This is a genomic window from Microbacterium sp. NPDC055910, assembly GCF_042271185.1.
GTDB lineage: Bacteria > Actinomycetota > Actinomycetes > Actinomycetales > Microbacteriaceae > Microbacterium.
In genome coordinates this window covers 104,833-118,123 of record NZ_JBHJZS010000004.1, presented here as the reverse complement: position 1 = coordinate 118,123, position 13,291 = coordinate 104,833, and the positions used below count along the sequence as shown (strand labels likewise).

The window sequence follows — 13,291 nt, the reverse complement described above, 5'->3', positions numbered from 1 at the left end:
ACCGAGTACCCTTGGGAGGCGATGGCCGTCTATTCGAAGCATCCGGCATCGGCACCGCCGACAGCCCCGGTCCGCGAGAAGACGGGGCAGCTCTTGCTGCGCGGCTGGTGCGTCTTCGTGCTCGTCACGGCGTTCGCCGGCACGGCGTGGGTGCACGCCTTCGGCGACCTCGTCGCGGCCGTCGTCGGCGTGGGCGGGATGCTCGTGTCGATCCTGCTGTGGTTCATCGTGCGTCCGCCCGTGCAGTGGCGGCGTCTGCCGTGGTTCGCCGTGGCGTACATCGTGTGGGCGACGCTGTCGATCCTCTGGTCGGCGTGGCCGGCGACGTCGGCGCTGACGCTGCTGCTGCTGTACGTGACGACCGTGCAGGGGTTCTTCGTGGGGGCGGTGCTGACGTGGCGAGAACTGGTGCGCACCGTGGCATCCGCTCTCAAGTGGACGCTCGCCCTCTCGCTCATCTTCGAGCTGTGGGTGTCGATCTTCGTGCGCGTGCCGCTTCTGCCGGGCTTCGTGCCCCGTGATGAGCCGGTCGATCCGATCCTCTACTGGTCGCGCAACAACCTCTTCGACGGCGGCCGGATCCAGGGGATCATGGGCAACGCGAACCTGCTCGGGCCCATCGCGCTGCTCGCGTTCGTCGTGTTCGCGATCCGGTTCGCCGCGCGCGCTCCCCGCCGCGCTCTGCTGGTCGGCTGGATGCTGCTGTCGGCGTTCCTGTTCGTGCGGGCAGCGTCGGCGACCGCGTTCGTCGCGGCGGCCGCGGTCGTGCTCGTGCTGGCGACGGTGCTGCTCATGCGCACGACGAAGCGGCCGGGCGAGCGCACCCGCTACTACATCGGCTACGCCGTCGTCGGTCTCGGCGGGGGCCTCGGCCTGTGGCTGCTGCGCGACCGCCTGTTCGAGGCGATCGGGCGCGGCTCGGATCTGACGGGCCGCGAGGCCATCTGGCAGTCCGTCGCCGAGCGCGCCGGCGAGCGGCCGTTCGCCGGCTGGGGCTTCGCGACGCCCTGGATGCCGTGGGACCCCGCGTTCGACGGCTGGATCGTCGACCACGGCGAGACCGTCATGCAGGCCCACAACGTCTGGGTCGACGTCTACCTGCAGCTGGGCATCGTCGGGATCGTGCTGTTCGCGCTGCTCATGTTCGCCTACGTGTGGCGCACGTGGTTCTTCGCCGTCGACCGTCCGCGCTGGGATCTGCGCGCCGACCGGCCGTACTCGCCGCTCACGCTGCTGCCCACGCTCGTCGGCACGATCCTGCTCGTGCAGGGCATCGCCGAGTCCGCGCCCCTGTTGCTGTGGGGGTGGATGCTGCTGGTCATGCTCGGCTTCAAGATCAAGCAGTCGCCGCACATCGGCGTCGGACCGGCCGAGCAGAGCGCGGCGATCGAGCGGGGCGAGCCGACGAAGCAGGAGCCGTGACGGTGGGCCCGAGCGAGCAGCGGCGCTGGCTCGGCGCGCTGCTCAGTTCGCCCTCGTTCGCGCGGGCCTACACTCTCACGGCCCTCGCTGCGGTGTTCTCATCGTTCGCGATCGAGCGGCTCATGAGCCCCGTGACCTACGTCACGATCGTCGCGGGTCTGTGCGTCGTCGGCGCCGGCGTCCTCTTCGCCCGGCGCCGCGAGATCTCGTTCGTGCGGCTCGTGCCCACGACGCTCGTGGTGTTCCTCGGCTGGGCGCTCGCGAGCGTCTTCTGGTCGTTCGACCGGCCCGAGTCGTGGTGGGGCTGGGTCTCGCTCGCGGCGATCGCGTTCCTCGCCATCGTCGTGGGCCACATCCGCGACACGCTGCAGACGGCGCGAGCCGTCGGCGACGTGCTGCGGGTGCTGCTGTCGATCTCGCTCGGCGTCGAGATCCTCTCGGGCATCCTGCTCGACATCCCCTTCCGCTTCCTCGGGGTCGAGGGGCAGATCGCCGCGCTCGGCCCCGTGCAGGGCATCTTCGGCACGCGCAACATGCTGGGGTTCGTCGCCGTCGTCGCGCTCATCACGTTCCTCGTCGAGTACCGCACGCAGTCGGTGCGACCGGGGGTCTCGCTCTTCTCGGTCGTGCTGGCGGGCATGCTCGCGGCCTTCTCGGACTCCCCCACGGTGCTCGTGCTCGCCGTCGGCGTCGGACTCGCCGTCGGCGCGCTCGCGCTCGTGCGGCACGCGCGGCCGGCGCAGCGCAGCGCCCTGCAGTGGGTGCTGGGCGGCCTCGTCGTGGTCGGAGTGATCGTGGGCTATCTGGCGCGGCATCCGATCATCGCGTGGCTCGGCGCGGGCAGCGACTTCTCGACGCGCGTCGACCTGTGGAACGTCATGGTCGACTACCTGCGCACGCGGCCCGTGCAGGGCTGGGGCTGGTACGGGCTGTGGCCGCAGGACGGCGTGCCGTTCGGATCGATCAACTTCCTGCTCAACGACACGCACGCGACCGGCCTGAACGCCTACTTCGATGTGCTGCTGCAGCTGGGCTGGGTGGGTCTCGTGCTGTTCCTCGGGTTCGCCGGTGTCGCGCTCGTGCGCTCGTGGCTCGACGCGAGCGAGCGCCGCTCGATCATCTACGCCTGGACGCCGCTCATCCTCGTGGCGCTGTTCATCGACTCGTTCTTCGAGAGCTTCACCCTGATCGGGATCGGGTGGATGCTGCTGGTCCTGTGCGCCGTGCGCGCGGGGCAGTCCCGCTCGTGGCGGGAGCGGATGGGCTCGTCTGCGGCGCCGGGGCTTCCGCGCATCCAGGATCCCCCGAACGCGGCGGGGTAGGATGCTGAGGCCATGCCCACTGCCTCTGACAGCCCTGCGAAGACGTCCTCCACCGGCCCATTCCGGCCCGCGTCGGCGACGATCGCCGTCGTGACCTTCAACCGCTCGGGACTGCTCACGCGACTGCTCGAGAGCATCGAGCGCATGGAGCCGAAGCCCGGTCACGTCGTGATCGTCGACAATGCGTCCTCCGATGACACGACCGAGGTCGTCGAGTCGTTCCGCGCGCGGATCGGCACCGACCTCGTCTACCGCAGGCTCGACACGAACACGGGCGGGTCAGGCGGCTTCAGCGAGGGCATGCGCGTTGCGTTCGAGCTGGGGTCCGAGTGGATCTGGCTCATGGACGACGACGTCGAGGTCTTGCCCGACGGCCTCGCCAAGATGGGCAGGTGGGCGCCGCGGTTCAAGAGCATCCAGGGCCGCCGCTACGACTACGACGGCAGCGAGTTCTACTGGCAGTACCGCATCGCCGAGCGCTTGGGCATCCCGATCCCCTTCGCGCCGTCGAAGTTCGACGCCTCGGGGTTCAAGGAGATGAACTCCGGATGCTTCGAGGGCATGTTCATCCACCGCGACATCGTCGAGCAGATCGGTCTTCCCGACCCACGCTTCTTCATCTACTGGGATGACCAGACCTACGGCTGGCTCGCATCGCGCAAGACGACGTCGGTCATCGTCGACGAGTTCGTGCTGCGCCGCACGCGCGAGATCAAGCAGTGGGACATGGGCATCCGCCACATGAACGCCTCGAGCGACAACTACCGCTACTACATCATGCGCAACCGCGCGATCATCAAGCAGTACTACCGGGCGCACGGCGTCTACAACCCCGTGCTGTTCGGATTGGGCACCGCACTGACGTTCGCGAAGGAGCTCATCCGCCTCATCGCGGTGGAGCGCAAGGTGCGCGGCACGTCGAACCTCTTCCGAGGGCTGAAGGACGGTCGCGCGATCGCCAAGGACGCAAGCTGGCGCCCGATGGAGCCGCTCGCCGCACCCAGCAAATCCTGAACACCGCCACGCCACCGATCTCGGTGATCGGGTCGGGCTACCTCGGAGTGGTGCACTTCGTCCCGGTCGGTACTCAGCACTAGCGCGATTAGATACGGTCGACCTGTCGTACGCGCGGTCGGCGTTCGCGCAGCTCGCTCCTCATCTCGCGCCGGGTGCGATCGTCGGCGGCAAGCCGACGGTGCTCGTCACCGAGCGGGACGGGTATCGAGCTTCACACCCCGCCGCCTCGCGGGTCCCCGCCGGCAAGAACATCGTGGACTGCCGCAATGCGCTCATTCCGCGCGCTTGGCGCGACACGGGCGGGAACTGCCGCGGGATGAGCCGGGGGTCGCGCGTCAGCGCTGAGCTTCGGTCTCGGAAGCCGCGCGGTCCTCCCACGCGAGAGCGTCGCGGATTGCGTCGTCGATCGACAGCTCGGCGCGCCACCGCAGGGCGTGCTCCGCCGCATCGACGAGGGCGAAACCGCCGGCGACGTCGCCTGGACGGCGAGTACCTTCATTCACCGGCAGCGGCCCGGCGATCGCGACGAAGGCGTCGACGAGCTCGCGCACTGTCGTGCCGCGACCCGTACCGACGTTGAGCACGACGGCGGGGACCTCGTCTGTCACGATCTCGTCGAAGTGCTCGACGGCCGCTACGTGGGCGCGGGCGAGATCCCACACGTGCACGAAGTCGCGCAGGCCGGAGCCGTCACGGGTGGGCCAGTCGACACCAGTGATCGTGAAGTCTCTGTCCTCGCGTCGCGCCGCCAGCAGCAGCCCGAGCACATGGCTCGGGCGCGGTGACGTCGGTCCGGTCCGCAGCCGCGGGTCGCAGCCAATGGGGTTGAAGTATCGCAGCGACAACGTACGCAGGTCGCCGGACGCTGCGGTGTCGGAGAGGATGCGCTCCACGTCGGCCTTCGTGCGCGCGTACGGGCTGGCGGGAGCGAGTGGCGCGGACTCGTGGAGCCCGCCGACGAGGTCGCCGGCGTACACCGACGCCGAGGAGCTGAAGACGATGCGGCGGACGCCACGCCGGCGCAGGTGCTGCAGCATCCGCACCGTGCGCCCCACGTTGACGTCGTAGTAGCCGAGCGGATCGGCAACCGACTCGGGCACGACGGTGCGAGCGGCGCAGTGGATGACGGCGAAGACCTCGGGATGCTCGTCGAGGATCCGGTCGAGAAGCCCGCCGTCGGCGATGTCGCCGTCGAAGAAGATCCGACCGACGGTGTGCGCGGCGATCCCCTTCGAGAGGTCGTCGAGGATGACCGGTTCGATCCCCGCGTCGAGACAGGCCGAAGCGATTGTGCTCCCGATGTAGCCGGCGCCTCCCGTGATGAGTATCTTCATGCTCCACTTCCTGTGCCCGGCGTCTCCCCGCATCGATCGTACCGAGGCACCCCGGGTCGCCACCCCGAGCACTGTGCCACGATTGATCCGTGAAAGGCATCATCCTCGCGGGCGGATCGGGTACGCGGCTGCACCCCATCACGCTGGGCGTCTCGAAGCAGCTGATCCCGGTGTACGACAAGCCGATGGTTTACTACCCACTGTCGACGCTCATGCTCGCTGGGATCGATGACATCCTGGTGATCACGACGCCCCACGACGCCCCGTTCTTCGAGCGTCTGCTCGGCGACGGGTCGCAGTTCGGCATCCGGCTATCTTTCGCACAGCAGCCATCTCCGGACGGACTCGCGCAGGCGTTCACGATCGGCGCGGACTTCATCGGCGACGACTCCGTTGCCCTCGTGCTCGGCGACAACTTGCTCTACGGCCCCGGGCTCGGCTCCCAGCTCACCCGCTTCGCCGACATCGACGGCGGCGCGATCTTCGCGTACTGGGTGGCCGAGCCGACCGCGTACGGCGTCGTCGAGTTCGACGCGCACGGCGCCGCCGTCTCGCTCGAAGAGAAGCCCTCCGCTCCCAAAAGCAACTACGCCGTGCCCGGGCTGTACTTCTATGACAACGATGTCGTCGAGATCGCACGGGGCCTGAGGCCCAGCGCGCGCGGAGAGTATGAGATCACCGACGTCAACCGCGCCTACCTCGAGCGCGGCAGGCTCCAGGTGGAGGTTCTCCCCCGCGGCACCGCGTGGCTCGACACGGGGACGTTCGACCAGATGCTGGATGCTGCGGAGTACGTGCGCACCATCCAGCGGCGGACGGGCATGAGTATCGGCGTGCCTGAGGAGGTCGCTTGGCGTCGCAGGCGCCTGTCGGACGACGCCCTGCGCACCCGCGCCGAGAAACTCGTGAAGTCCGGCTACGGCACGTATCTGCTCGAAGTCCTGGAGAGGGGTCGCTGATGTCGCATCTGCTCGTGACGGGAGGCGCCGGTTTCATCGGGTCGAACTTCGTGCACCACGTCGTCCGCCACACCGATCACCACGTGACTGTGCTCGACGCGCTCACCTACGCCGGCAACCTGGAGTCGCTGGCAGGGCTCCCGGAAGACCGTGTCACGTTCGTCAAGGGCGACATCACCGACGCCGGCCTCGTCGACGAGCTGTTCGCCCGAGTCGACGCCGTCGTGCACTACGCGGCCGAGTCGCACAACGACAATTCGCTGCACGATCCGCGTCCGTTCCTCGACACGAACATCGTCGGCACCTACACGCTGCTCGAGGCCGCCCGCCGGCAGGACCAGCGGCTCCACCACATCTCGACCGACGAGGTCTACGGTGAGCTCGAGCTGGACGATCCTGCCCGGTTCACGGAGTCCACGCCCTACAACCCGTCGAGCCCCTACTCGTCGACGAAGGCCGGCAGCGATCTGCTCGTGCGCGCGTGGGTGCGCTCATTCGGCGTCCGCGCGACGATCTCCAACTGCTCGAACAACTACGGTCCCTACCAGCACGTCGAGAAGTTCATCCCGCGTCAGATCACGAACGTCATCCGCGGCATCCGCCCGAAGCTGTACGGCGCGGGCGAGAACGTGCGCGACTGGATCCACGCAGACGACCACTCGTCCGCCGTGCTGACGATCCTCGACAGGGGTGAGATCGGCGAGACCTATCTGATCGGCGCCGACGGCGAGAAGAACAACAAGGACGTCATCGAGCTCATCCTCGGGCTCATGGGCGAGCCGACGGACGCCTACGACCACGTCACGGATCGCGCGGGCCATGACCTGCGCTATGCGATCGACTCGACGAAGCTGCGCACCGAGCTGGGCTGGACGCCCTCATACGGCGATTTCGAGGCCGGGCTCGCGGCGACGATCCAGTGGTACCGCGACAACGAATCGTGGTGGGCTCTGTCGAAGCACGACGTCGAGGCCTTCTATGCCTCGAAAGGCCAGTGATGAGTTTCGGCAAGTCCCTCGAGCGCGTCGAGACCCCGATCCCGGGGCTCGTCGTGTGGGAACTGCCCGTCCACGGCGACAATCGTGGATGGTTCAAGGAGAACTGGCAGCGCGAGAAGATGATCGCACTGGGGCTCCCCGACTTCGGGCCCGTGCAGAACAACGTGTCGTTCAACGACGCCGTGGGCACCACGCGCGGCATCCACGCCGAGCCATGGGACAAGTGGGTCTCGGTCGCCACAGGCCGCATCTTCGGCGCGTGGGTCGACCTGCGCGAGGGCCCGACGTTCGGGGCCGTCTTCACGACCGAGATCGATCCATCCCGCGCGATCCTCGTGCCGCGCGGAGTCGGCAACGGGTACCAGACGCTCGAGCCCGACACGGCCTACACCTATCTCGTGAACGACCACTGGTCGCCCGAGGCGGAGTACACGTTCCTCAACCTCGCTGATGAGACCGCGGCGATCGCGTGGCCGATCCCGCTGGTCGACGTCGAGATCTCGGCGAAGGACGCCGCGCACCCGCGTCTCGCCGATGTCGTGCCCATGGCGCCGCGCAGGACCCTCGTGATCGGTGCGAACGGTCAGCTCGGCCGTGCGCTGCGCCAGGAGTTCGGCGACGCCTCCCACATCGAGTACACAGGACGCGACGATTTTGATCTCGCTGGGGGCGATTTGGCGACCGCACGTCGCTGGCGCGACTACGGCGTCATCGTCAACGCCGCCGCCTACACGGCCGTCGACCTCGCCGAATCGGCAGAGGGACGCAGGGAAGCATGGGCGGCCAACGCGACGGGAGTGGCAGCCCTCGCCCGCGTCGCGGCGGAGAACAGCATCACCCTCGTGCATGTCTCGAGCGATTACGTGTTCGACGGCACGCGCGACGGCGCGTATCCCGAAGATGCGCCGTTCGCGCCGCTCGGCGTGTACGGCCAGACAAAGGCCGCCGGCGACGCGGCCGTCACGACGGCACCACGACATTACATCGTGCGCACGTCGTGGGTAATCGGCGACGGAAAGAACTTCGTGCGCACGATGGCCTCGCTCGCCGAGCACGGCATAGATCCGGATGTCGTCGATGACCAGGTAGGGCGCTTGACGTCCACGGACGACATCGCGGTCGGCATCCATCACTTGCTCACCACCGGAGCCCCGTTCGGCACGTACAACCTCACCGGCGGGGGGGAGCCGATGTCATGGGCGGACGTCGCGCGCGGTGTCTACGAGCTCACGGGCCACGACCCCGCACGGGTGACCGGCGTGCCGACAGAGCAGTACTTCAGAGGGGTTGCCGCGCCCGTCGCGCCGCGCCCGCGTAACTGCGTGCTGGATCTGACGAAGATCACCGCTGCGGGGTTCGCGCCAACCGACTCGATGAAGATACTCGCGGCCCATCTGCGCAGGGACACCACGTCGCACGCGTGACTCGCGACATCCTGCGGAGCTCGGCGACCGCCCCGTAGCTGAGTACGCACTCATGCTGCCGGAGCGGGGAAGGGTAGGATTTCGAGTTGGCCCCGACGCCTTCGGCGCCTGTCCGCCTACGGAGACCCCTCGTGTCACACATCCTCCAGAACATCGTCTTTCCACTCGATCGCGACCCTGATCTCCTCCCCCTCTACGTCGACCCCGAGACCTGGTCGGTCATCGACGAACAACCCGTGCGCGTGTCCAGCCGGGCGCAGCTCGGCAATATCCTCGACCGCACGACGGCACGCATCGTCGCCGGTCGCCGTGTCTCGTTCGGCACGTACTTCAATGCCTTTCCCGCATCGTATTGGCAGCACTGGACCGCTGTGCGCGACGTGAAGCTGCACGTACGGACGAGCGGACCCGCGACGATCCTTGTCTACCGCTCGAACGGCGGCGGCACAAAGCAGCGCCTCGACACCCGCGAGGTCGACGGCATAACCGAATCGACGTTCGACCTCGTCCTTGACCAGTACAGCGACGGCGGGTGGATCTGGTTCGACATCGTCGCGGACGAGAAGAACGCCGTCTTCCAAGGCGCGGAGTGGACAACCGAACAGGAGCCCGCCCGCGCCGGCAACGCCTCCATCGGCATCACGACATACAACAAGCCCGACTACTGCGTCGAGACGCTCAAGACGCTCTCGGAGTCGCCGGGGGTGATGGAGCTCATCGACCGCGTCTACGTCATCGATCAGGGCACCGAGCGCGTCGCCGACCGCCCCGAATACCCAGAACTGCAGGAAGCCCTGGGCGACGCACTCGCCGTACTGACACAGCCCAACCTCGGTGGCTCCGGCGGTTTCGCGCGCGCGATGTCCGAGACTCTCGACGCGGGCGCGAGCGAGTTTGTCCAGTTGCTCGACGACGATGTGCGTATCGAGCCCGAGTCGTTGCGCCGCTCGATCATGTTCGGCCGGTTCGCCACCACGCCCATGATCGTGGGCGCGCACATGTTTGATCTGCTCGACCGACCGAAGCTCCATGCGTGGGCCGAGGTCGTCGACGATCGCTCCTTCATGTGGCGTAATCTCTTTCAAGAGAAGATGCCGCACGACTTTAGCGTGTCGAACCTGCGTCAGTCGCCGATCCTCCACATGCGGCTCGATGCCGACTACAACGGCTGGTGGATGTGCCTGATCCCGGTCCAAGTGATCCGCGAAGTGGGGCTGTCGCTCCCCGCGTTCATCAAGTGGGACGACGCCGAATTCTGCCTACGCGCGCGAAAGTCGGGCTTCCCGACCGTGTCGGTCCCGGGAGTCGCGCTGTGGCACGTCTCGTGGGTGGGCAAGGACGACTCGATCGACTGGCAGGCGTACTTCCACGCCCGCAACCGCATCGTCGCGGCGCTATTGCACTCGGGTCAGCCTAACGGCGGCACGCTACTGCGCCACAGCCGCCGGGTTGATCTGAAGCACCTCATGATGATGCAGTACTACCCCGTCGCGCTGCGCCACCGCGCCCTCCGCGACCTGCTGACCGGCCCGGCGCACATGTGGGACACCCTCGGCACGGCGATGCCCGCCGCCCGCAAGATGGCCGCGGACTTCCCCGAGACCGTCGTGCACCGCAAGGCCGGCGTGCCGCTGCGCGCGCGGCGCGGGCGCCTCGTGTTCAAGCGACTGAAGATGCACCAGTTCGACAGCCCCACGGGGCTGCACCTGAGGTGGTTCACTCTGAGAACCATCGTGTCGCACTGGTTTCACAGACCGGACGCCGCCAATGTAACCCAGCCCGAGGTCGAGTTCGGCAAGGGCGATGCCAATTGGTGGCGTGTGCCGCTCTACGACAGCGCGCTCGTCAACTCGGCGGACGGCTCGGGCAAGTCGATCTATACGCGCGACCGCGCCAAGTTCCGCCGCATGCTAATCGACAGCGTGCGTCTGCACGGCCGCATCGCGAAGGAATGGCCCCGCCTGGCGGCGGAGTATCGCGCGGCGCTGGGCGATCTGACGTCGCACGAGGCGTGGCATCGGCGGTTCGACGAAACGCGCTGACCCCGCCGGGCGCCAGAGTTACGGGCGGTAAAAGCCGTCGGCGACATCCCGCTTGCGCCCGGCGAGCCGACGCGCCAGCGTTGGGAAAGCGGGGTCGGCGGTGGGGCGGTTCTGCTCCTCGCGCAGGTCGGCCCCCGCCTCGACGAGGTTCCACCCGGTGCCGAGATCAAGCAACGACTGGTGCTTGATGTCGTAATAACCTGGCCGCCCGAGGATGACGGTTCCCGCGGCGCCCGCCGCAGCGGCCATGAGGTGCAGGTGGAATCGCGTGGTCAGCCACTGCTGGCGCGCCCGTGCGGGCAGCCCATCGTTCCATACTCGCCCGAACGGGTAGAAGGTCGCCTCCGGCCGCAGACGGGCGTAGTGCGCGTCGTCGGGAGCGACGGCTTCGACGAACCCGACCTCCGCTTTCGGGTTCCCCCCAGTAAAGGTGAGCACCGAGTGCTCCGCCGCCTGCTCAGACCACGCGCGCATGTCGCCCTGGACGAGCACCATCCGATCGGGCGTCGGTTCCTGCGCATACAACGCCCGTCGCATACCGATCGCGAGAAAGGCATCGTCCAGTCCGACCGGCACACCGCAGAACGCGGAGGTCGCGGCATCCCGCACCTCCACGACGTCAAACTGGGCGAGCTGGGATCGCACCCACTCAGCGTGCGCGTCGTCGATAGGGAGCAGACCCAGGCCCGTCACGGCGATGCGGACGCCGAACTCTCGGTGTACCGCGGTCGCGGCGGCGAGCAGCCCAAGATTGTCCTGCCACATCGAGTTGAGATAGCCGCCGCCGACGATGTGGAGTGACGCGATGTCGCGGAGCGCGAGCAAACCTGCGTCGAAGCGAGGTGAGCCGAGGTCGAGGATGAGGGCCGAGATCCTCCCCTCATCCTCGACCGGATCATGGCTCGGGCTCCCCATCGCGAGCTCCCATAGGGTGTTCGTCACCTGAAGGTGCGGATGCGCGCCGCGAAAGAGGTGCGCGGCGCGGCCCGGATGCGGTGAGTCGAGCCACACGGGACTGCGCGGATGGGTCTTGGCGAGGTAGTCGAGCCAGGATCGCGTAATGAGCTCATCGCCGTAGTTGGGATGACCCGCCGTCGACACGAGGTACAGGGGCTTCGGACGCAGCCACGGCCCGACCACGCGCCTCACGAGGCGTACTCGGCGTTGTAGCGGTCGAGCACCTCGGCGATCGGAGCGTCTAGCTGCAGGCGTCCCTTGTCGAGGTAGAGGCCGCGTTTGCAGAACCGGCGCAGGTCGCGCTCGCTGTGCGAGACGAAGAACAGGGTGCGCCCTTCTGCTAGAAGCTCGTCGATGCGCTGATAGCACTTGTTGCGGAAGGCCTTGTCCCCCACGGCGAGCACTTCGTCTACGAGGAGGATCGGCTCCTCGAGCTGCGAGACGACCGAGAACGCGAGGCGAACCTTCATGCCGTTGGAAAGGTGCTTGTAGGGGGTGTCGATGAAACCCTCAAGCTCGGCGAAGCCGATGATGTCGTCGAAGCGCCGGGCGACCTCGGATTTTCGCATCCCGTGAAGGCCCGCCGTGAGGTCGACATTCTCACGCACCGTGAGGTCTCCGACGAAACCGCCTGTGATCTCGATGAGCGGCGCGACGCCGCCGTGTACGGTAACCGAGCCCTCGTCGGGCAGCAGCACGCCCGCCACGAGCTTGAGCAGCGTCGACTTGCCTTGGCCGTTGCGCCCGACGACGCCGATCGACTCGCCCGGACGCACACTGAAGGTCACGTCCCGCAGCGGCCAGAACTCGCCCGGCCGGCTGCGGCGCGGCGAATCGGCGAACAGGTCTTTGATGCTGCGCCGACCGCGTCGATTGCGCCGGAAGCGCACGCCGAGGTCGCGCACCTCAATCGCCAGTTCGCCAGACGTCATCACAGCTCCTTCAGCACGGGTCGCTCGAGTCGGCGGAAAGTGTAGACACCCGCTACGAGGAAGCCAACGCACATGACGACGCCGACTACGACGCTCAGGGTGTCCCACGCCTCGGAGAAGAATCCGACGCGATAGAGGATGAAGACCCCCGACAGGGGATTGAAGGCCGCGATCGGCTCGGCCCAGCTCGGCAGATCCGACACCGAGTAGATGATGGGCGAGGCATAGAAGAGCACGCGAAGGATGAGCCTGGTCGTGCGCTCGAGATCGGAGTAGAGCACGCATAGCGGCGCCACCAGCAGACCCAGCCCGACCAGGAGCATCGTCTGCAGCAGTGCGGCGACCGGGAACAGCAACAGACTCCAGTTAATCTCGATGGCGGTCGTGCTGGTGAACATCGCGACGACGACGAAGCCGGCGAGCACGGGCAGAGAGCACAAGAACTCGATGCCCTTGCTCAGCACGATGCGGTTCACCCAAATCGAGCGCGGGATCGCTGTCGAGCGCACGAGCCGCGCATCTTTGCTGAACGCCCGTGTGAAGTCCGACACGCACGCGTTGAACCATACCCACGGCAGCAGCGCCGTGATTAGGAACACGATGTATGGGTCGTGGCCTACTGTGCGCTGGAATACCTGCGTGAAGACGAACCAGTAGATGAGGCTCATGACCAGCGGATCGAGGATCGACCACAGGTAGCCGAGCGCGCTCGTCGCATAGCGCACGCGCAGATCGCGCGCCGAGAGTAGCCACAGCGAGTGGAGGTAGCGTTGCGGGGATCCCGGCGCGCCGACGGTGGCGGAGCTCACAGTATCGATCCTAGGCGGCGCCTCGCGTGCACGACGTCACCAGCCGAGCCGCGCATCCCGAGCCGGGTGGTCGAA

General features: G+C 67.4%; 11 protein-coding genes. 7 read left to right on the top strand and 4 right to left on the bottom strand.

The genetic code is table 11. The features are described 5' to 3' along the window. Window positions 1-21: 21 nt before the first annotated feature. From ACFC3F_RS03590 to ACFC3F_RS03580, 3 genes are read left to right on the top strand one after another with little or no spacing between them, the layout of a single operon-like run. Window positions 22-1,422: an O-antigen ligase family protein gene (locus ACFC3F_RS03590; RefSeq protein WP_376126759.1), complete on the top strand. Its 1,401-nt coding sequence runs from the start codon at window positions 22-24 to the stop codon at window positions 1,420-1,422. Next, entirely contained in the window at window positions 1,419-2,744 is a 1,326-nt protein-coding gene (locus ACFC3F_RS03585; protein WP_376126757.1) for an O-antigen ligase family protein, read from the top strand. The genes ACFC3F_RS03590 and ACFC3F_RS03585 overlap by 4 nt, the downstream gene beginning before the upstream one ends. Before the next feature lie 12 nt (window positions 2,745-2,756). Further along, window positions 2,757-3,758, top strand: coding sequence for a glycosyltransferase family 2 protein (locus ACFC3F_RS03580; RefSeq protein ID WP_376126755.1), 1,002 nt, complete (start codon window positions 2,757-2,759; stop codon window positions 3,756-3,758). Window positions 3,759-4,096: 338 nt separating this feature from the next. Here the strand turns inward: ACFC3F_RS03580 and galE are convergent, their stop codons facing one another. Next, complete coding sequence (gene galE / locus ACFC3F_RS03575) at window positions 4,097-5,095, bottom strand: UDP-glucose 4-epimerase GalE (protein ID WP_376126752.1); 999 nt, start codon at window positions 5,093-5,095, stop codon at window positions 4,097-4,099. A gap of 89 nt (window positions 5,096-5,184) precedes the next feature. Here galE and rfbA point away from each other — a divergent pair, with 89 nt between their 5' ends. The 4 genes from rfbA to ACFC3F_RS03555 all read left to right on the top strand — a co-directional run bounded on the left by rfbA (window position 5,185) and on the right by ACFC3F_RS03555 (window position 10,518). Beyond that, entirely contained in the window at window positions 5,185-6,054 is an 870-nt protein-coding gene (gene rfbA, locus ACFC3F_RS03570) for a glucose-1-phosphate thymidylyltransferase RfbA (RefSeq protein WP_376126750.1), read from the top strand. Beyond that, entirely contained in the window at window positions 6,054-7,052 is a 999-nt protein-coding gene (gene rfbB / locus ACFC3F_RS03565; protein ID WP_376126747.1) for a dTDP-glucose 4,6-dehydratase, read from the top strand. The genes rfbA and rfbB overlap by 1 nt, the downstream gene beginning before the upstream one ends. Next, window positions 7,052-8,476, top strand: a complete 1,425-nt coding sequence (locus tag ACFC3F_RS03560; protein WP_376126744.1) for a sugar nucleotide-binding protein — start codon at window positions 7,052-7,054, stop codon at window positions 8,474-8,476. Before rfbB ends, ACFC3F_RS03560 begins: the two co-directional genes overlap by 1 nt. 131 nt (window positions 8,477-8,607) lie before the next feature. Beyond that, entirely contained in the window at window positions 8,608-10,518 is a 1,911-nt protein-coding gene (locus ACFC3F_RS03555) for a glycosyltransferase (protein WP_376126740.1), read from the top strand. Window positions 10,519-10,536: 18 nt separating this feature from the next. On the opposite strand, the gene ACFC3F_RS03550 is transcribed toward ACFC3F_RS03555, so the two are convergent. From ACFC3F_RS03550 to ACFC3F_RS03540, 3 genes are read right to left on the bottom strand one after another with little or no spacing between them, the layout of a single operon-like run. After that, window positions 10,537-11,667 (bottom strand): polysaccharide pyruvyl transferase family protein, encoded by a 1,131-nt coding sequence (locus ACFC3F_RS03550; RefSeq protein ID WP_376126737.1) that lies wholly within the window; start codon window positions 11,665-11,667, stop codon window positions 10,537-10,539. After that, on the bottom strand, window positions 11,664-12,407 hold the full coding sequence (locus ACFC3F_RS03545) for an ABC transporter ATP-binding protein (protein WP_376126734.1): 744 nt from the start codon (window positions 12,405-12,407) through the stop codon (window positions 11,664-11,666). The genes ACFC3F_RS03550 and ACFC3F_RS03545 overlap by 4 nt, the downstream gene beginning before the upstream one ends. Then, entirely contained in the window at window positions 12,407-13,216 is an 810-nt protein-coding gene (locus ACFC3F_RS03540; RefSeq protein ID WP_376126733.1) for an ABC transporter permease, read from the bottom strand. Before ACFC3F_RS03540 ends, ACFC3F_RS03545 begins: the two co-directional genes overlap by 1 nt. Window positions 13,217-13,291 lie beyond the last annotated feature (75 nt).